This is a genomic window from Microbacterium sp. NPDC077644 (assembly GCF_040702785.1).
GTDB lineage: Bacteria > Actinomycetota > Actinomycetes > Actinomycetales > Microbacteriaceae > Microbacterium.
The window spans coordinates 1124059-1141758 of sequence record NZ_JBFBME010000001.1; the positions used below are offsets into that span (position 1 = coordinate 1124059).

Genomic DNA, 17700 nt, shown 5'->3' on the forward strand with positions numbered 1-17700 from the left:
CTCAGGCCGAGACGGGAACCGCCGACACGGTCCGGTCGATCGTGAACTGGCCGAGCACCCGGGTGCCGACGTAGAGCACCGCTGTCTGGCCCGGGGCGACGCCGTCCAGCGGCACATCCGGCACCACCGTCACCCCGACGGCCGAGACCGACGCGTGCGCGGGGACGGGTTCGGAGTGCGCACGGATCTGCACCTCGCAGTCGAACTCGTCCGACGTCGGCGCGGCGCCTGCCCACGAGTGCCGCTCCCCCGAGATCTCGCCGATCGCGAGCGCCTCCTTGGGGCCGACGACGACCGTGTTCGACACCGGGCGCACCTCGAGGACGAAGCGGGGCTTGCCGTCGGGTGCGGGGATGCCGAGCTTGAGGCCGCGTCGCTGACCGACGGTGAACGCGTGCGCGCCGTCGTGCGATCCGACGACCTGACCGTCGCGGTCGAGGATCTCGCCCTGTTCGGCCCCGACCTTCTCTGCCAGCCAGCCGCGCGTGTCGCCGTCGGGGATGAAGCAGATGTCGTGGCTGTCGGGCTTCTGCGCGACGCTGAGGCCGCGCTCGGCGGCTTCGGCGCGCACCAGCGCCTTCGAGGGCGTCTCGCCCAGTGGGAAATAGGTGTGCGCGAGCTGCTCGGCCGTCAGCACGCCGAGAACGTACGACTGGTCCTTGGCGTCGTCTGCGGCACGGTGCAGCTCGAGCCCCGTCTCGGTGGAGACGAGGTTGGCGTAGTGCCCGGTGCACACCGCGTCGAAGCCGAGTTCCAGCGCCCGCTCGAGGAGGGCTGCGAACTTGATCTTCTCGTTGCACCGCATGCACGGGTTGGGGGTCCGGCCGGCCTGATACTCCGAGATGAAGTCGTCGATCACGTCGTCGCGGAAGCGCTCGGAGAAGTCCCAGACGTAGAAGGGGATGCCGAGCAGGTCGGCGGCACGCCGGGCATCCATGGCGTCCTCGATCGTGCAGCAGCCGCGACTGCCCGTCCGCAGCGTCCCTCCGGCCCGGGAGAGGGCGAGATGCACGCCGGTGACGTCGTGGCCCGCCTCCACGGCACGTGCAGCCGCGACGGCGGAGTCGACGCCACCGCTCATGGCCGCAAGAATCCGCATGACTCCAGTCTACGTTTCTCGCGCTTCGACAGGCTCAGCGAGCGTTCAGCCGCCCGGACGCCCGCGCGTAAGCATCGGCGATGGCATCGAGCACGGCGTCGACATCCGCGTCGGTCGACGTGCGGCCGAGCGTGAAGCGCAGGACGCTCCTCGCGTCCTGCTCGCTGCCGCCCATCGCCAGGACCACGTGCGAGGGCTCGGCGACGCCTGCCTGACAGGCGGATCCCGTGGATGCCGCGACACCGGCGACGTCCAGGAGGAAGAGCAGGCTCTCCCCCACGGCCCCCGGAAACAGGAAGTGCGCGTTGCCCGGGAGCCGGTGTCTGGGATCGCCGAGCAGTCGGGCTGAGGGCACCGCCGCACGGATGCCGTCGATGAGCCGGTCGCGGAGCCCGGTGAGCCGCACGTTCTCGACGTCGAACTCGGACCTGGCCGCCACGAGCGCGGCCGCGAACGCCGCAGCACCCGGAACGTCCTGAGTGCCGGCGCGAAGACCGCGCTGCTGCGCGCCGCCGTGCAGCAGCGGAGCCATCCTGGCCGTCCGAGCCACCACGAGCGCCCCGACCCCGACCGGCGCACCGATCTTGTGCCCGGCGACGCTCATGGCCACCAGACCCGCACCGGCCGCGGCATCCGACCGCAGATCTCGGAAGGAGAGCGGAACGTGCCCGAGGGCCGCGACGGCGTCGAGATGCAGCGGTACGCCGGCAGCCGCTGCCGCTGCCGACAGCGCGCGCGCGTCGTTGAGCGTTCCGACCTCGTTGTTGGCGACGAGCGCGGTGGCCAGCGCGGCACCGGGGAGCGCGTCGGCGAATGCCGCCGGCTCGATCCCCCCGAGCGGCGTCAGTGCGACCGGGCGCACCGCCGCGCCCGAGGCCGCCAGCGCCGTGACGGTGTCCATGGTCGCGTGATGCTCCCCATCGGGGAGGACGACGGCATCGGCATCCGCTGCCCGCGATGTCCACATGCCGTGCAGGGCCGTGTTGATGGACTCGGTGCCGCCCGACGTCAGCACGACCTCGATCGGGTCGCACCCGAGCGCCTCTGCGATCGTCTCGCGCGCATCCTCGAGCAGTCGGCGGGCGTCCTGGCCCGCCCCGTGCGTCGACGCGGCGTTGCCCACGACGTCAGCGGCCGTGAGCCATGCCTCGCGCGCCTCCGGACGCAGAGGGGTCGTCGCCGCATGGTCGAGATAGAACCGCATCCCTCAACTCTCCCCCATTTCGACCGGCGCGGCATCTGGAACCGGGTCCCGGATCCGGCGAGACCCCAGCGCATCGCCTCTATTCTTTACTCATGCCCGATTTCACAGCTCCTGGCGGTGCTGCCCTCGATCACCTCGGCGTGCACCTGCACGACGGCGTCGCGACCCTGCGCGTCTGGTCGCAGAACGCCTCGTCCATCGAGCTTGTCGTGTTCGACGAGACCGACCTGGACTGGGTCACCGACGAGGCGGCCCTCGAGCGCCGACCCGGAGGGGTGTGGGAGATCACCACTCCCCTGCTGCAGCCGGGCACCCGGTACGCGCTGCGGGTGGGCGGCCCGCACGGGCCCGGCAACACGTTCAATCCCGAGACCCTCCTGCTCGACCCCTACGGACGCGGACTCGCGCAGGGCACGGGCTACGAGGACTGGCGCTCGGTCGTCATCGAGGACGGCTTCGACTGGGGCGGGATCCCGAAGCCCCGCGTCCCCCTGGACCGCACCGTGATCTACGAGGCCCATCTCAAGGGCGTCAGCAAGCGGCATCCCGACATGCCGCCGGCACTGCACGGCACGTACGCGGGCCTCGCACACCCCGCGATGATCGAGCACTTCCGCTCACTCGGGGTCACGTCGATCGAGCTGCTGCCGGTGCACGCCTTCGTGCCCGAGCCGCGCCTGCTCGAGCGGGGCCTGACGAACTACTGGGGCTACAACACCCTCAACTTCTTCACCCCTCACGCCGCCTACGCCACCGACGAGGCGCGCAAGCAGGGCCCCGAGGCTGTGCTCGCCGAGTTCAAGGGCATGGTGAAGCTGCTGCACGAAGCCGGCCTCGAGGTGATCCTCGACGTCGTGTACAACCACACCTCCGAGGAGGGCATCGGCGGACCGCGGTCGAGCCTGCGCGGCATCGACAACGCGAGCTACTACCGCCAGCAGCCCGACGGCGCGTACATCGACACCACGGGATGCGGCAACACCCTGAACACCGCGACGGATGCCGGCGCACGTCTGGTCCTCGACTCGCTCCGCTACTGGGCGAACGAGATGCAGATCGACGGATTCCGCTTCGACCTCGCCGCTGCGCTCGGCCGGGATGCCGCGCACGAGTACTCCCGCGAGCACCCGTTGCTGCTGGCGATCCGGGACGATCCGGCTCTGGCAGACGCCAAGCTGATCGCCGAGCCCTGGGATGTCGGGCTCGGCGGCTGGCAGACCGGCAACTTCGCGCCGGGCTGGCACGAGTGGAACGACCGCTACCGCGATCGGGTGCGCAACTTCTGGCTCAGCGACATCGACTACGCGCGGCGGGCATCGGCACCGGTCGGCATCGGCGGATTCGCGACGCGCCTCGCCGGCTCGTCGAACACGTTCAGCAAGGAGCGCGGACCGCTCGCCGGGGTCAACTTCGTCACCGCGCACGACGGCTTCACGTTGCACGACCTCGTGAGCTACGACATCAAGCACAACGAGGCCAACGGCGAGGACAACCGCGACGGTGCCGACACGAACAGGGCGTTCAACCACGGCGTCGAGGGCCCGACCGACGACCCCGTGATCGGCGCCGCCCGGCGGAAGGCCATGCGCAACCTCCTCGGCACGCTGCTGCTCTCGGCGGGCATCCCGATGCTCACCGCCGGCGATGAGACGGGGCGCACGCAGCGCGGCAACAACAACGCCTACGCGCAGGACTCCCCCATGACCTGGCTGAGCTGGGAGCTCGAGCCCTGGCAGGAGGACCTGCGCGCGCACGTGGCAGCGCTCACGCGCCTGCGGCGCGAGAACCCCGCGCTGCGGCCGTCGCGGTACGCGCGGCGCGACGTGCACACCCCCAACGCGTCGGTCATGGACTGGTACAACCAGAGCGGCGAGACGATGGATGAGACGCATTGGACGGATCCGGGAAGCCGGACGCTGCAGTACGTGGCCGAGTCCACGCCCGTCGATGAGCCGATCAACCGCATCCTGCTGATCGTGCACGGCACGGAGTCCGCCACAGACGTCCGGCTGCCGGAGATCGAGGGGGCGACGTCGTTCGTCTCGCTGTGGTCCAGCGCCGATGAGCGGCCGAGCGACGCGATGGAGAAGTTCGCTCCGGGTGATGTCGTCCCGACCCCCGGCACGTCCATGCGGCTGTTCCGCGTCGAGTAGCCGGCGCGCGGCCGCCGACGGGTTCTGCACGGCACCGCGGCACGGTACATTCAGGGTGTGGCAGCACGTTCTGGCAAACGTCCCGCGGCGCTTCGGAGCCCCGCTCAGATCCCTCTGCGGCCCCGGGCCGCGACACCGTCGCCGGGAACACTGACCGGTCGCATCCCCCTCGCGGATGCGCGACCCGCCGTCCCCGGTGGTTTCGCGGCGAAATCCTTCGCAGGAGAGGTCGTGCCGTTCAGCGTCGTCGCCTTCCGGGAGGGGCATGACCGGATCGGCGTGCACGTGCGTCTGACTGCACCGGACGGCGAGAAGTCGCTGCACCGCCTGACGGCGCTGGCCGACGGCACCGACCGCTGGTCGACCGACATCGCCCTCGACGCGCAGGGCGCGTGGCGCTACCGCTTCGAGGCATTCGCGGACGACTTCGCGACATGGGCTCATGCAGCGGCGGTGAAGATCGCCGCCGGCGTCGACGCGCCGGTGATGGCGGCGCTCGGACGCGACCTTCTCGCCGGCGCCGCGACCGACAGGACCCGCCCGGCGGCCGAGCGGGCGACACTGGCCAGGTTCTCCGCGTTGCTCGACGATGCGGATGCCGCGACCGCCCTGGCCGTCGCCACGGATGCTGAGCTGGCGACGTTCTTCACCGAGCGGCCGCTGATGTCGCTGTCGTCCCAGACGAAGGAGCACCGCCTCATCGTCGAGCGCACGATCGCCGGAGCCGCCGCCTGGTACGAGTTCTTCCCTCGCTCAGAGGGCGCGAAGCGGGAGAAGGACGGGAGCATCACGAGTGGAACGTTCCGGACCGCCGCAGCCCACCTCCAGCGCGTCGCCGACATGGGGTTCGAGGTGCTGTACCTCCCGCCGATCCACCCCATCGGACGGACGCACCGCAAGGGTCCGAACAACACGCTGAACGCCGGCCCCGGCGATCCGGGCTCGCCCTGGGCCATCGGCGCCGCGGAAGGCGGGCACGACGCCGTCCATCCCGATCTCGGAACGCTCGCCGACTTCCGGCATTTCGTGGAAGAGGCCCGCCGCAGGGGCATCGAGGTCGCCCTGGACCTCGCGCTGCAGGCATCCCCGGACCATCCCTGGGTCCTCGAGCACCCGGACTGGTTCACTGCCCTCCCCGACGGCACGATCGCGTATGCGGAGAACCCGCCGAAGAAGTATCAGGACATCTATCCGCTGAATTTCGACGGCGATCCGGACGGCCTCCGCCAGGAGGTGCTGCGCGTGGTCCAGCACTGGATCGCGCAGGGCGTGCGGATCTTCCGCGTCGACAACCCGCACACCAAGCCGCTGCAGTTCTGGGAGTGGCTGATCGCCCGCGTCACCGAGACCGATCCTGACGTCGTCTTCCTCGCCGAGGCGTTCACCCGTCCCGCTCCGCTGCGGGGGCTGGCCGCAGCGGGATTCCAGCAGAGCTACACGTACTTCACGTGGCGGAACACCAAGCGCGAACTCGAGGAGTTCCTCACGGGACTGGCCGTCGACACCGCCGACTATCTGCGCCCGAACCTCTTCGTGAACACACCCGACATCCTCACGGAGTACCTCCAATTCGGCGGGCGCGCCGCGTACCGGATCCGCGCGGCCATCGCGGCGACCGCCGCCCCCACGTACGGGGTGTACGCGGGCTACGAGCTGTACGAGAACGTCGCGCGACCCGGTTCCGAGGAGAACATCGACAACGAGAAGTACGAGTACAAGCTGCGGGACTTCGCCGGAGCCGAGGCCGCCGGCGATTCCCTCGCACCGTACCTCCGCCGACTGAACGAGATCCGCCGCGCCCACCCGGCGCTGCGCCAGCTGCGCAACCTCAGCGTGCACTGGAGCGACGACGACGCCGTTCTGGTGTACTCGAAGCATCTGGACGCGGCATTCACGGGCACCGGCGCCGCCGACACGCTGATCGTGGTCGTCAACGTCGACCCGCACTCCGTCCGTGAGACGACGATCCATCTCGACACGCGGGTGTGGGGGGTCGAACCCGGTGAGCCGTTCGAGGTCGAGGATCTCATCACCGGCGCGACCTGGACCTGGACCGATCACGACTACGTCCGGCTCGACGCGTTCGCCGAGCCCGTGCACATCCTCCACGTGAAGGGTCGTCCATGAGCGCCATGACGAACTCGCATGTGCCCGCCGACTGGGCGGCGGTCGCCGCGGGCGCCCACCACGCACCGCATGACGTCCTCGGTCCCCACCCGACCACCGATTCCGCCGGTCGCACATCGACGAGGATCCGAGCCCTGCGGCCGCTGGCCGACAGCGTGGTCGCCGTCCTGAAGAACGGCACACGCGTCTCCCTCGAGCATGTCGCTGACGGAATATGGCAGGGCGACCATCTCGGTGCGCCGGTGCCGTATCAGCTCGTGACCGTCTACGACGGCGGAGACGAGCAGACGGCGGGCGATCCATACCGTCACCTGCCATCGATCGGCGAGCTCGATCTGCACCTCGTGAGCGAGGGCAGGCACGAACGACTGTGGGAGGTGCTGGGCGCGGGCGCGCACCTCCTGGACGGCGAGATCGGCGTGGCGTTCGCCGTGTGGGCCCCGAACGCGCGGGCGGTCCGCGTCGTGGGAGACCACAACGGCTGGAACGGCCAGGGGCACAGCATGCGCTCGATGGGCTCGAGCGGCGTCTGGGAGCTGTTCATCCCCGGTGCGAGCCCCGGAATGACCTACAAGTACGAGATCCTCACACCGGACGGCGCGTGGATCCTCAAAGCCGATCCGATGGCGCAGCGCACTCAGGTGCCGCCCGAGACGGCCTCGGTCGTACCGTTCTCCGCGTACGGCTGGAAGGACGGCGCCTGGATGACGCGCCGCGCGGCGACGCACGCGGTCGCCCAGCCGATGAGCATCTACGAACTCCACCTCGGATCCTGGCGTGAGGGACTCGGCTACCGCGAGATCGCGGATCCGCTCATCGAGCACGTCACCGAGACGGGATTCACCCACGTCGAGTTCATGCCTCTCGCGGAGCATCCGTTCGGGGGGTCGTGGGGCTACCAGGTCACCGGCTACTACGCCCCGACGGCCCGGTTCGGAACGCCGGACGACCTGCGGTATCTCATCGACCGGCTTCATCAGGCCGGGATCGGCGTCATCCTGGACTGGGTTCCCGGCCACTTCCCCAAGGACGACTTCGCGCTGGCACGGTTCGACGGGCGGCCGCTCTACGAGCACCCGGACCCCCGCCGCGGCGAGCACCAGGACTGGGGCACTCTGATCTTCGACTACGGGCGCCCCGAGGTGCGCGGTTTCCTCGTGGCGAACGCGTTGTACTGGTTCGAGGAGTTCCATATCGACGGACTGCGTGTGGATGCCGTGGCATCCATGCTGTACCTCGACTATTCGCGCCGTGACGGCGAGTGGGAGCCGAACGTGCACGGCGGGCGCGAGAACCTCGAGGCGATCCGGTTCCTGCAGGAGGTCAACGCCACCGCGTACCGCACCCACCCCGGGATCATCATGATCGCCGAGGAGTCGACGAGCTTCCCCGGCGTCACAGCCCGCACCGATCAGGCCGGCCTCGGGTTCGGGTTCAAATGGAACATGGGCTGGATGAACGACTCGCTCCAGTACATCGCCCGCGATCCGATGTACCGCTCGCACCACGAGGGCGAGATGACGTTCTCGTTCGTCTACGCCTTCGGCGAGAACTACCTTCTGCCGATCAGTCACGACGAGGTCGTGCACGGCAAGGGCAGTCTGCTCTCGAAGATGCCGGGCGACCATGCGCACAAGCTCGCGAACGTTCGCGCCTATCTCGCGTACATGTGGGGCCACCCCGGCAAGAACCTGCTGTTCATGGGTCAGGAGTTCGGGCAGCTGTCCGAATGGTCCGAGAGCCGCCCGCTGGACTGGTGGCTGCTCGATCAGCCGTCGCATGCGCAGCTTCAGCGGTTCGTCGGCGCCATGAACGCCGTCTACCACGGCACCGCGCCGCTGTGGGAGCGAGACGGCGACAGCACGCGCTTCCGCAGGCTCGGTGCCCCGAGCTGGGACCCAACGGTGATCGTCTTCGAGCGGCGCGACCTGCACGGCGGACGCGTCGTCGTGGCCAGCAACTTCGCCGGCGTCGAGCGCGCGAACCTCGAGATCGATCTGCCTGTGGCCGGTGTGTGGGAGGAGATCCTGAACACCGACGCCACCGAGTACGGCGGATCCGGAATCGGCAACTACGGGCGCGTCGCCGCGCACAGGTCGGGCGACCACGGCACGCCCAGGGCGAAGATCACCCTCCCCCCGCTGTCGACGCTCTGGTTGCGGTATCGGCCGGAGCGTGGCTGACGACCGGCGTCAGAACAGCAGCGACGAGAGCCTGTTGCGGGCTGCGGTGACGCGCGGGTCGTCCGCGCCGATGAGGCCGAACAGCTCGACCAGACGCTCGCGCACGGGTGCGCGCTGGTCGGACGGCAGTGCGGCGAACAGGTCGAGGAGCCTGCCGAAGGCGTCGTCGACGTGCCCGCCCGAGATGTCCAGGTCGGCCACAGCGAACTGAGCCTGCACGTCCTGCGGTGCTGCCGCCGCGGCTGCGCGGGCCTCCTGCAGATCCAGGCCCTGCACGCGGTCGAGCAGGCGGACCTGTCCGAGCCCTGCACGGGCATCCTCGTCGCGCGGATTCTCCGCCAGCGCCTTCTCATACGCCGTGATGGCAGCGGCGTAGTCGCCGCGCTCGATCGCGGCGAACGCCTCCGCATGCAGCGGAGGAAGCGGAGCCTCCTGAGGCTCGTCGGCGCCCTGCGCGTCCGCCTCGCCCGTGACGTCGACGCTGCCCGTCACGCCGTTCTGCGCCGCGACCTGAAGGAGCTGGTCGAAGACCTGCCGCACCTGCTCCTCGGGCACGGCTCCCGTGAACATCGGCACGGGCTGCCCGGCGATGAGAGCCACGACCATCGGGATCGACTGCGCCCGGAAGCTCTGGGCAAGCTGCGGATTGGCGTCGACATCGACCTTGGCGAGCACGACGCGTCCGGAAAGCTCCGTGACGACCTTCTCGAGGATGGGGCTGAGCTGCTTGCAGGGCCCGCACCACTCGGCCCACAGGTCGACGACGACGGGGACGGTGCGCGAGAGCTCGAGGATCTGGCCGAATGTGGCATCCGTCACATCGACGATCAGCCCGCCCTGCGCAGGATCCTGGCCGCTATCGGGCGCGGATGCCGGATTCGCCGGGGCCGCCGGCCGATTGCGCAGGGACGAGAGGTCGACGGCGCCTCGCAGGGCGGCCGGGGAGATGTCGCTCACTTGATCACTTCCACGTCGAGGATGTCCTGGTGCACGGCGAGCAGGCGGACCTGCTCGGTCGAGCCCTGGCTGGGCACGGAGAAGAACAGCTGCAGGCCGTAGGTCGTCACGACGCCCTTCGACGCCTCCTCGGCACCGGTCAGCGTCTTCGCCTCGGGGTTGTCGCCGAAGCGGATCACCGCGTCTGACGTCTTCGGCGTGATCTTCTCCTGATCGACGAGCGAGACTGCGACGATCGCGCCGCTGTCGAGAGTCGCCATCGCGACGGCGGGATCGTCGCTCGGAGCGACGTCGAAAGCCGCCTGCGACGTCTCGGTTGCGCCGCTGTCGGCCAGGGCCTGCGTCACGGCATTGCGGCTCTGCACGATGGAGTCGGCGAGCGAGAGCGCGACCGGATCGAACGAGTCGTAGTACTCGCTCTTCTCCCCCGCATCGACGACGTCGGCGAACGCCGCCGCGAGTTCGTCGGGCGCGAGGGTCAGGAAGGCCGCAGCGTTCTCGGTGATCAGGCTCGTTCCGAGCCACGCCGGCGCGAGCTGCGGGATCTCGGTGGACGCCTGCATCTCGGCAATGTTCGTGACCGTGTAGTTCGACCACGGATCGGCCTGGGTCATCGTGAGGATGGTCGGCGGGATCGTGTCGTCGCTCTTGCTCTTGCTGAGCACGAGCACGGTGCGCGGCCACTCATCGGTGGCCTGTGGGAGCAGGACTTCGATCGCCTCGGTCGGGATGGCGGCCGGCGGCTCACGATCGGTCAGGGTTCCGCGCAGCGTGTAATCCGTGCTGCGGGCGTCGAGCGCCATGCCCGAAATGCGGGTTCCCGCGAGATCGATGTCGCGGTCGGCGTCAGCCTGCTCGATCGTCGCGGCGACGCTCTGCAGGATGCGAGAGGCCTGCGCCTCGGTCACTGCCGGCGGCTTCTGGTTCTCGGGAGTGATGACCGTCTGGGTCGGTGTCGGCGTCGGCGTCGCCGCGTCGAACTGCGGCCAGGAGTCGCTCGAGCACCCGGCGAACATGAGGCCCGCCAGGCCCAGCGCGGGCAGCACCAGCAGTCGGCGGCACTTCAGCGCCCGTCGCTCCGTGCGCGTCCCCTTCGCATCGGCCGCCGGCTCGGACTCCGGTTCGGATGCGGCATCCGCGCCCTTCGGCTCCTCCAGCGCTTCACGAACCGGTGCCGGTTCCACCGAGAGGTCGATCGGCTCGGTGGCAGGCAGCGGCCCTGGTCCCTTGCGGCGCGGGCCGCGTCCGCGTCGCTGATGACGGATCGCGAGCACGTATAGCACGAGGCCGACCAGAAGCACGATGCCGCCGGCGGTGATCAGCGGCCCGACCAGCGGGGTCGAGCGGTCGACGGGCCACGAGACCATGATGTCGGACGGCGCGGGCTCTGTGCCGTCCTTCGCGATCAGGATGCTCATGCCCTCGGGCAGCTGCATGTCGGTGATCAGCTGATCGGATTCGCTGAAAGAGTCCAGCCACAGGTCGGATCCGGCCGGGTTGCGCCCCGCCTGCTCCGTCTCGCCCTCGGTCGTCTCGCCCTCCGTCGACTCGCCCTCGTCGGGCTGCACCGTGGGCTCGACGACCGTGCTGGTGGGTTCGCCGTCGGCGTCCAGATCGATCGCCGTGTAGGTGGCGTCCGAGAGCCAGGCCTGCATGTCGGCCGTGCGCCCGTACGCGGCGAAGAGATCGCCGTCGCCGCGGACGAGCAGCGTCTGCTGGCCCGGGTTCTCGCGCAGAACGGCGCCGTCGACGAGCACGAACGGGGTCGAGTCTTCGACGCTCAGCTCGACCTGTTGAGCCGCGGGGCCCATGAAGATCGTTCGCTGAGCGATGCCCGCTCCGATGAGAAGCGTGGCCAGGACGAAGGCCACGACGGCCCAGACGAAACGCACGAAAAAGTCTCCTTACGCAACCCGGACTCCCAGTCCGCGTCACCGCTCGACGTTTCAGACTATCGAAACAGCCTGAGTGTTGACTACGAGGGCCGCCCGAGCCCCGGCACGTCGGCGCTGCGGCGGCAGGTCAGCCCACTAGCCTGAGATCAGTCTTCCGGAGGAGAGCAGATGAAACTCCACAATCCGTTCCGCACCGCGCTGGTCGCGACGCTCGGCGTCGGGCTGGGCATCCTGCTGATCGGCAGCATCCAGTCGTTGTCGACGGTGCTCCTGTACGTGGGCACCGCTCTGTTCATCAGCCTCGGTCTGGATCCGGTCATCTCATTCCTCGAGCGCCGCAAGCTCCCCCGGTGGCTCGCCGTCCTCATCACCCTCATCCTCGTCCTCGGCGTGTTCGCAGGCATCGTGCTGATCGTGCTGCCGGTGCTCGTCTCCCAGGTCACGCAGCTCATCGAGCAGATCCTCGATCTGGTGACGCGGCCGACGTTCGCGTCGGATATCGAGGAGTGGATCACCGGGATCTTCCCCAACCTCGACATCGAGCGCGTGCTGACCGAGGCCCAGGACTGGCTGATCGCAAATCTCGGCGACATCACCGGCGGGGTCATCAACGCCAGCGTCTCGATCGTCGGCGGACTGTTCGGGGCGTTCATCGTGCTCATCCTGACGATCTACCTGACCGCCTCCACGCCGTCGCTCAAGCGCTCCGTCTACCAGCTCGTCCCCGCTTCGAAGCGACCGCGGTTCATCGATCTCGCGGAGCAGATCACGGACTCGGTCGGGTACTACGTCATGGGCCAGGTCACGCTCGGCGTGATCAACGGCATCCTCAGCGCGATCTACCTCAACATCATCGGCGCCCCGTTCGCCGCCGTGCTCGCCGTGATCGCCTTCTTCTTCTCGCTCATCCCGCTCGTGGGAACGCTGACCGGGTCGACGATCATCGTGCTGGTGTGCCTGATCCCCGGGCTCGGCTCCCCCGCGACCGCCCTCGCCGCCGGGATCTACTACCTCATCTACATGCAGATCGAGGCATACGTCATCTCGCCGCGCATCATGAGCCGAGCCGTCTCGGTCCCCGGCGCGGTCGTCGTCGTCGCCGCCCTCGCCGGCGGGTCGCTGCTCGGACTGCTGGGCGCGCTGATCGCGATCCCGGTCGCCGCGAGCATCCTGATCATCTACCGCCAGGTGCTGATCCCGCGGATGAACGAGCGCTGACGCCGCGCCGCGCCCGTCAGGCCGGCCACTCCGTCGGCAGAGGGAGCGCGTCGGGGTTCACCGCCGCGACGATCTCGGTGAGCACGCGACGGGTCTGCGTCTCGCCGACCCAGAGATGCTTGCCGCCCTCGACGTCGATCTGCGTGAGATGCGGGACGGAGGCGAAACGCCTGCGCGCCTCGTCTGGGCGCAGATAGTCGTCGAACTCGGGGATCAATGCGATGATGCGTCGCGATTCACCCGCCCAGGCCGCGACCTCCGCCTCGGTGGCGCGATGGAGCGGCGGCGAGAGCAGAATGACGCCCTCGACATCGTGGTCCCGTCCGTACTTCAGGGCGAGTTCCGTCCCGAACGACCAGCCGATCAGCCAAGGCCGGGGAAGGGACCGCTCGTGCACGGCATCCATCGCCGCCGCGACATCGAACTGCTCCGCCGCTCCCCCGTCGAACCGGCCCTGGCTCGTGCCCCGGGGTGAGGACGTGCCCCGGGTGTTGAACCGCAGCACCGCGAGCTCGGCGATGGCCGGGAACCGGGCGGCGGTCTTGCGGAGGATGTGCGAATCCATGTTCCCGCCCGCCGTGGGCAGCGGGTGCAGCGCGACGAGCGTCGCGACCGGATCGACGTGCAGAGGCAGAGCGAGCTCGCCGACCAGGGTGAGGTCGTCGGCTGTGGTCAGCTCGATGTCCTCGCGACGCGCGGGCAGCTCCAGCGGCCCGCGGATCTGAATCGTCACGCCGCGCCCCAGCACTGTGTATGCCAGTGCCTGCGGGCGGCGAGGTCTGCGGCATCCCCGAGCACCCCGTCCGCGCGCCAGACGACCTGGTGCGGCGTGCCCGGCGCGATCGTGCGGTGGCAGCCGGGGCAGGTGTACTCCTTCAGCGCCTGCCGGGCCGAGACGGGCTGCACGGTCCATTCGCGGCCCCGGCGCACCTCAGTGCGCTTCCACCCGGCCAGGAGCCGCTGGAACGAGTCGTCAGTGTCCTGGCGCTCCGGACGCCGTCGGTTCGAGCGGGGCATGGCGGAGCATTACCACCAGTGATTCGCGGTCCAGAACGCGTACGCGTTCGCCCAGCTGCCGTAGCGACCGGTCGCGTAGCCGTTGCCCCAGCGCAGGTTGTCGACCGGGTCGTAACCGTTGCCGGGCACCTTGCTGCACGGGAGCGCCTGGACCAGGCCGCACGCGCCGGAGGACGCGTTCGTCGCGTTCGGGTTCCAGCCGCTCTCCTTGGAGACGATGTAGTCGACGTAGCCCCAGTCGCTCGAGGCGATACCGGCAGCGGCCATCCATTCCGCCGGAGCGCCGCCGCCGGTGTAGAAGACGGGGCCGGGCGCACTCGACGAGGACTGCGTCGACGTCGACGCGACAGCGGGGGCCGGCTTCGGCTTGGGCTTCGGTTTCACGTACACCTCGAAGCTACCGCGCTCGACGGGAGCGATGGTCGCGCCTTCGACGGTGACCGTCAGGTCCTGGGTGTCCTCGACCGCGAGCGAGAACGCCGTCGCGGTGTCGGCCTCGGGCTGCTCGGCAAGCGCCATACCGGTCGGTGCGATGACGGCAGCGGCCATGGCGACGACGCCGAACGCCGCGAGGGCGCCGGTGATGCCGCGCCTGCGGATCCAGGGTCGCTTCGTGGTGGTCGGGAGCTTCGGGGCTGCCGACGCGACCTGCGCGGAGGCACCGCTGACGGGGTCGATCTCAGTACCGGGAGTCACAATGGAGTCGATTCTAGCGCGAGCCGCCTGAGTTCACCATGAGAGCACTCACCGGACGGCGAGCATGACCTCGATGGCGGCGTCGAGCAGGGCATCGACCTGCTCCTCGCGATAGCCGTGGCGCTGCATGCGGAATGCCGCCGATCGCAGCTGCTCAACGCTCAGCGCGTCGCCGTCGCGCAGGAAGCGGACGATGCGGTTCGCGACGTGGTCGACCTCGTCGACGCGGTACCCGAACGACAGGAAACCCGCACGGGCGAATCGCTGGCGGCGGGGACGTGCGAGATGGTCGAGGATGATCTGCGCCTCGGATCGCGCGTGCTGCACCCACTCCTCGGCACGGCCGTCGCGGATCGCCTCCTCACGCCGGCGCGCGGCGAAGGCGTCCTCGATGCGCCCGAGAGCGGCATCCACGTCGCCGATCGCGTACCCGCCTTTGACCAGAGGGAACGATGCGATGCGCACGTCCTCGGCCGAGAGCTCTCCGGAGTCGGACTCGAAGCTCTCCCTGGCGGCAGCAAGGAACGTGTCGACCGCAGCGCGATGATAGCCGCGCTCGCGCCCGGTGGCGATGCGGAAGGACGGGGCGCCGGCCTCGGGGGCCGCCTGCTCCGGGGCGTCCGTGGTCATCATGCGAGCACCGCCCATGGGGAGAGGAGGAAGTACAGGGTCACAGCGGGGACGGTCGATGGCAGGATGCTGTCGACCCGATCGAGGATGCCGCCGTGTCCCGGCAGCCACGAGCTCATGTCCTTGATGCCGATGTCGCGCTTGATCATCGATTCGCCGAGGTCGCCGACCGTCGCGGAGACGAGGATCGCGATGCCGAAGACGAGACCGGCCCACCAGGGCAGATCGAGCATGAACAGCGCAAGGAGCACGCCGGCGGCGGCAGCGGCGACAACCGCACCGCCGAAGCCCTCCCATGTCTTCTTGGGGCTGATCCGCGGCGCCATCGGATGGCGGCCGAAGGCGAGTCCGGCCGCATACGCGCCGGTGTCCGACGCGACCGCGACGACGATGAACGCCAGCACCCACCACTGTCCGCCGTCCTGGCGCAGCAGCATGAGGGCGAGACTGGTGAGGAACGGCACGTAGATCTGCACGAACCCGCCGACGAGCGCGTCGGTGAGGACGTCGCCGTACGTGCGGCCGTCCTTGGCGATCATCTGCGCGACCAGGCGCCAGACGATCACGAACGATACCGCGAACAGGAGCGTGACCCAGCTGAGCCAGGCGGGCGCGAAGTAGCCGGCCAGCACCAGCAGGACACCCGCCGCGACCTGGGGGACGATGTCGACGCGGCGCTGCGCGGTGCGCAGCGCACGGGTCAGCTCGAAGATCCCGAGGACGGCGACCGCCAGGGCGATGAGGAGGAAGAGCTCCTTGACGAACAGCAGAGACCCCAGCAGCACGGCGCCGAAGGCGAGGCCGACGAGGATCGCGAGGATGAGGTCGCGACCCGTGCGCGCCTTGATGCGCTCGTTGGCCTGGTCCAGGTGCTCTCTGGCCTGATGCGCGCGGATCTCGAAGTCCCCGCGCGCCTGGCGCAGCTGCTCTCGCATCGCCGACCCGGTGTCGGTCGGGAGCTCCGCGGACTTCGGGAGCGGCGGGATGACCGACTCGTCGATCGGCACGCTCTGCGCCGGCGCCGGCTCCGGGGCCATGTCAGGGGTCGCCGCTTCGCGGGCCTCTCGCCGCGTCAGCGGCTGCCCTTCGGCGTCTCCGACCTGATCGTCCATGCGCTCTCAGACCTCGAGGAGCTCGGTCTCTTTGCGCTTGAGGGCGTCATCGATGAGGTCGACGTGCTGACGCGTGAGAGCGTCGAGCTCCTTCTCGCCGCGCGAGACCTCGTCCTCGCCGACCTCGTCCTTCAGCGCGTCCAGCTCGTCCTTGGACTTGCGACGGATGCCGCGCACGCGCACCTTCGCGTCCTCGCCCTTGCTGCGCACGAGCTTGACGTACTCCTTGCGGCGCTCCTCGGTCAGCTCCGGCATCGTGACGCGCACGATGTTGCCGTCGTTGGTCGGGTTCGCGCCGAGGTTCGGCATGTCGCGGATGGCCTGCTCGATCGCCTTGAGGGCCGACTTGTCGTACGGCGTGATGATGAGCGAGCGCGCCTCGGGGTTGGCGAGCGACGCGAGCTGAGCGAGCGGAGTCGGCGAGCCGTAGTAGTCGACCATCACCTTCTGGAACAGCTGCGGGTTCGCACGTCCCGTGCGCACAGTGGCGAAGTCCTCCTTCGCGGCCTCGACGGCGCGCGACATGCGAGTGGTGGTTTCAGCGAGGACGTCCGCGATCACGGTGGCTCCTATCATCAGGGGGTTCGTGCAATTCTATCCGGGCACGGCCTTCGCACCCTGGCAAGCGGCGTCACGCGGTGACGAGCGTGCCGATCTGCTCGCCGAGCAGGGCGCGGGTGACGTTGCCTGCCGGCTCCATCCCGAACACGCGCATGTCCATGCCGTTGTCCATGCAGAGGCTGAAGGCGGTCGAATCGACGACCTTGAGCCCCTGCTGCAGCGCGTCGCGGTACGTCACGGTGTCGATGCGGGTCGCCGTGGCGTCCTTGTTCGGGTCGGCGGTGTAGATGGCGTCGACGCCGTTCTTGGCCACGAGGACCTCGTGCGCACCGATCTCCAGCGCGCGCTGGGCGGCGACGGTGTCCGTGGAGAAGTAGGGCAGGCCCGCACCGGCGCCGAAGATGACGACGCGGCCCTTCTCCATGTGGCGCTCAGCGCGCAGCGGGATGTACGGCTCTGCGACCTGCGTCATCGAGATCGCCGACTGCACGCGCGTGGGGGCGCCGGCCTGCTCGAGGAAGTCCTGCAGCGCTAGGGCGTTCATGACGGTGCCGAGCATGCCCATGTAGTCCGCTCGGCCGCGGTCCATGCCGCGCTGGCTGAGCTCTGCGCCGCGGAAGAAGTTGCCTCCGCCGACGACGATGGCGACCTCGACGTGCTCGACCGCCGCGGCGATGTCGCGCGCGATCTGACCGACGACGTCGGGGTTCACCCCGAGCTGTCCCCCGCCGAAGGCCTCTCCGGAGAGTTTGAGAAGGACGCGACGGCGTCCGGTGCGTTCAGTCATGGGTGGATGTCCTCTCGTCCCGATTCAAGATAGTGCCTTCTGGGCACGAAGAAGGGGTTCG

Annotated in this window: 15 protein-coding genes; 4 read left to right on the plus strand and 11 right to left on the minus strand. The window is 69.4% G+C overall.

The genetic code is table 11. The features are described from left to right. Nucleotide 1 precedes the first annotated feature (1 nt). Nucleotides 2-1099: a tRNA 2-thiouridine(34) synthase MnmA gene (gene mnmA, locus AB0269_RS05435; RefSeq protein ID WP_366210217.1), complete on the minus strand. Its 1098-nt coding sequence runs from the start codon at nucleotides 1097-1099 to the stop codon at nucleotides 2-4. Between the two features lie 34 nt (nucleotides 1100-1133). Then, the gene (locus tag AB0269_RS05440) at nucleotides 1134-2303 is read right to left on the minus strand and encodes a cysteine desulfurase family protein (RefSeq protein WP_366210218.1); all 1170 of its coding nucleotides are present in this window, start codon (nucleotides 2301-2303) and stop codon (nucleotides 1134-1136) included. A gap of 92 nt (nucleotides 2304-2395) precedes the next feature. Between AB0269_RS05440 and glgX the strand changes: the two genes are divergently transcribed. The 3 genes from glgX to glgB all read left to right on the plus strand — a co-directional run bounded on the left by glgX (nucleotide 2396) and on the right by glgB (nucleotide 8766). Further along, nucleotides 2396-4456 carry a glycogen debranching protein GlgX gene (gene glgX, locus AB0269_RS05445; RefSeq protein ID WP_366210219.1) on the plus strand — a complete coding sequence of 687 codons (2061 nt, stop codon included), beginning with the start codon at nucleotides 2396-2398 and terminating at the stop codon, nucleotides 4454-4456. A 162-nt stretch (nucleotides 4457-4618) separates the two neighbouring features. Beyond that, nucleotides 4619-6583: a maltotransferase domain-containing protein gene (locus AB0269_RS05450; protein ID WP_366210510.1), complete on the plus strand. Its 1965-nt coding sequence runs from the start codon at nucleotides 4619-4621 to the stop codon at nucleotides 6581-6583. Continuing rightward, on the plus strand, nucleotides 6580-8766 hold the full coding sequence (gene glgB / locus AB0269_RS05455) for a 1,4-alpha-glucan branching protein GlgB (protein ID WP_366210220.1): 2187 nt from the start codon (nucleotides 6580-6582) through the stop codon (nucleotides 8764-8766). The genes AB0269_RS05450 and glgB overlap by 4 nt, the downstream gene beginning before the upstream one ends. Nucleotides 8767-8775: 9 nt before the next feature. On the opposite strand, the gene AB0269_RS05460 is transcribed toward glgB, so the two are convergent. Together AB0269_RS05460 and AB0269_RS05465 are read right to left on the minus strand one after the other, a co-directional pair. Beyond that, complete coding sequence (locus AB0269_RS05460; RefSeq protein ID WP_366210221.1) at nucleotides 8776-9723, minus strand: tetratricopeptide repeat protein; 948 nt, start codon at nucleotides 9721-9723, stop codon at nucleotides 8776-8778. Then, nucleotides 9720-11615: a glycosyl transferase gene (locus tag AB0269_RS05465; protein ID WP_366210222.1), complete on the minus strand. Its 1896-nt coding sequence runs from the start codon at nucleotides 11613-11615 to the stop codon at nucleotides 9720-9722. The genes AB0269_RS05460 and AB0269_RS05465 overlap by 4 nt, the downstream gene beginning before the upstream one ends. A 171-nt stretch (nucleotides 11616-11786) precedes the next feature. Between AB0269_RS05465 and AB0269_RS05470 the strand changes: the two genes are divergently transcribed. Continuing rightward, entirely contained in the window at nucleotides 11787-12836 is a 1050-nt protein-coding gene (locus tag AB0269_RS05470) for an AI-2E family transporter (protein WP_366210223.1), read from the plus strand. 16 nt (nucleotides 12837-12852) lie between these two features. Here the strand turns inward: AB0269_RS05470 and AB0269_RS05475 are convergent, their stop codons facing one another. From AB0269_RS05475 to pyrH, 7 genes are all read right to left on the minus strand, one after another. Beyond that, a complete protein-coding gene (locus AB0269_RS05475; RefSeq protein WP_366210511.1) occupies nucleotides 12853-13563 on the minus strand; it encodes an alpha/beta hydrolase in 711 nt (236 codons plus the stop codon). Between the two features lie 2 nt (nucleotides 13564-13565). Further along, on the minus strand, nucleotides 13566-13853 hold the full coding sequence (locus AB0269_RS05480; RefSeq protein WP_366210224.1) for a hypothetical protein: 288 nt from the start codon (nucleotides 13851-13853) through the stop codon (nucleotides 13566-13568). A gap of 9 nt (nucleotides 13854-13862) precedes the next feature. Further along, nucleotides 13863-14549, minus strand: a complete 687-nt coding sequence (locus AB0269_RS05485) for a transglycosylase SLT domain-containing protein (RefSeq protein WP_366210225.1) — start codon at nucleotides 14547-14549, stop codon at nucleotides 13863-13865. Between the two features lie 48 nt (nucleotides 14550-14597). Next, entirely contained in the window at nucleotides 14598-15179 is a 582-nt protein-coding gene (locus AB0269_RS05490; protein WP_366210512.1) for a DivIVA domain-containing protein, read from the minus strand. Next, nucleotides 15179-16291: a phosphatidate cytidylyltransferase gene (locus AB0269_RS05495; protein ID WP_366210226.1), complete on the minus strand. Its 1113-nt coding sequence runs from the start codon at nucleotides 16289-16291 to the stop codon at nucleotides 15179-15181. The genes AB0269_RS05490 and AB0269_RS05495 overlap by 1 nt, the downstream gene beginning before the upstream one ends. Nucleotides 16292-16297: 6 nt before the next feature. Continuing rightward, a complete protein-coding gene (gene frr / locus AB0269_RS05500; protein ID WP_366210227.1) occupies nucleotides 16298-16852 on the minus strand; it encodes a ribosome recycling factor in 555 nt (184 codons plus the stop codon). A 70-nt stretch (nucleotides 16853-16922) separates the two neighbouring features. After that, nucleotides 16923-17639, minus strand: a complete 717-nt coding sequence (gene pyrH / locus AB0269_RS05505; RefSeq protein ID WP_366210228.1) for a UMP kinase — start codon at nucleotides 17637-17639, stop codon at nucleotides 16923-16925. Nucleotides 17640-17700: the final 61 nt, after the last annotated feature.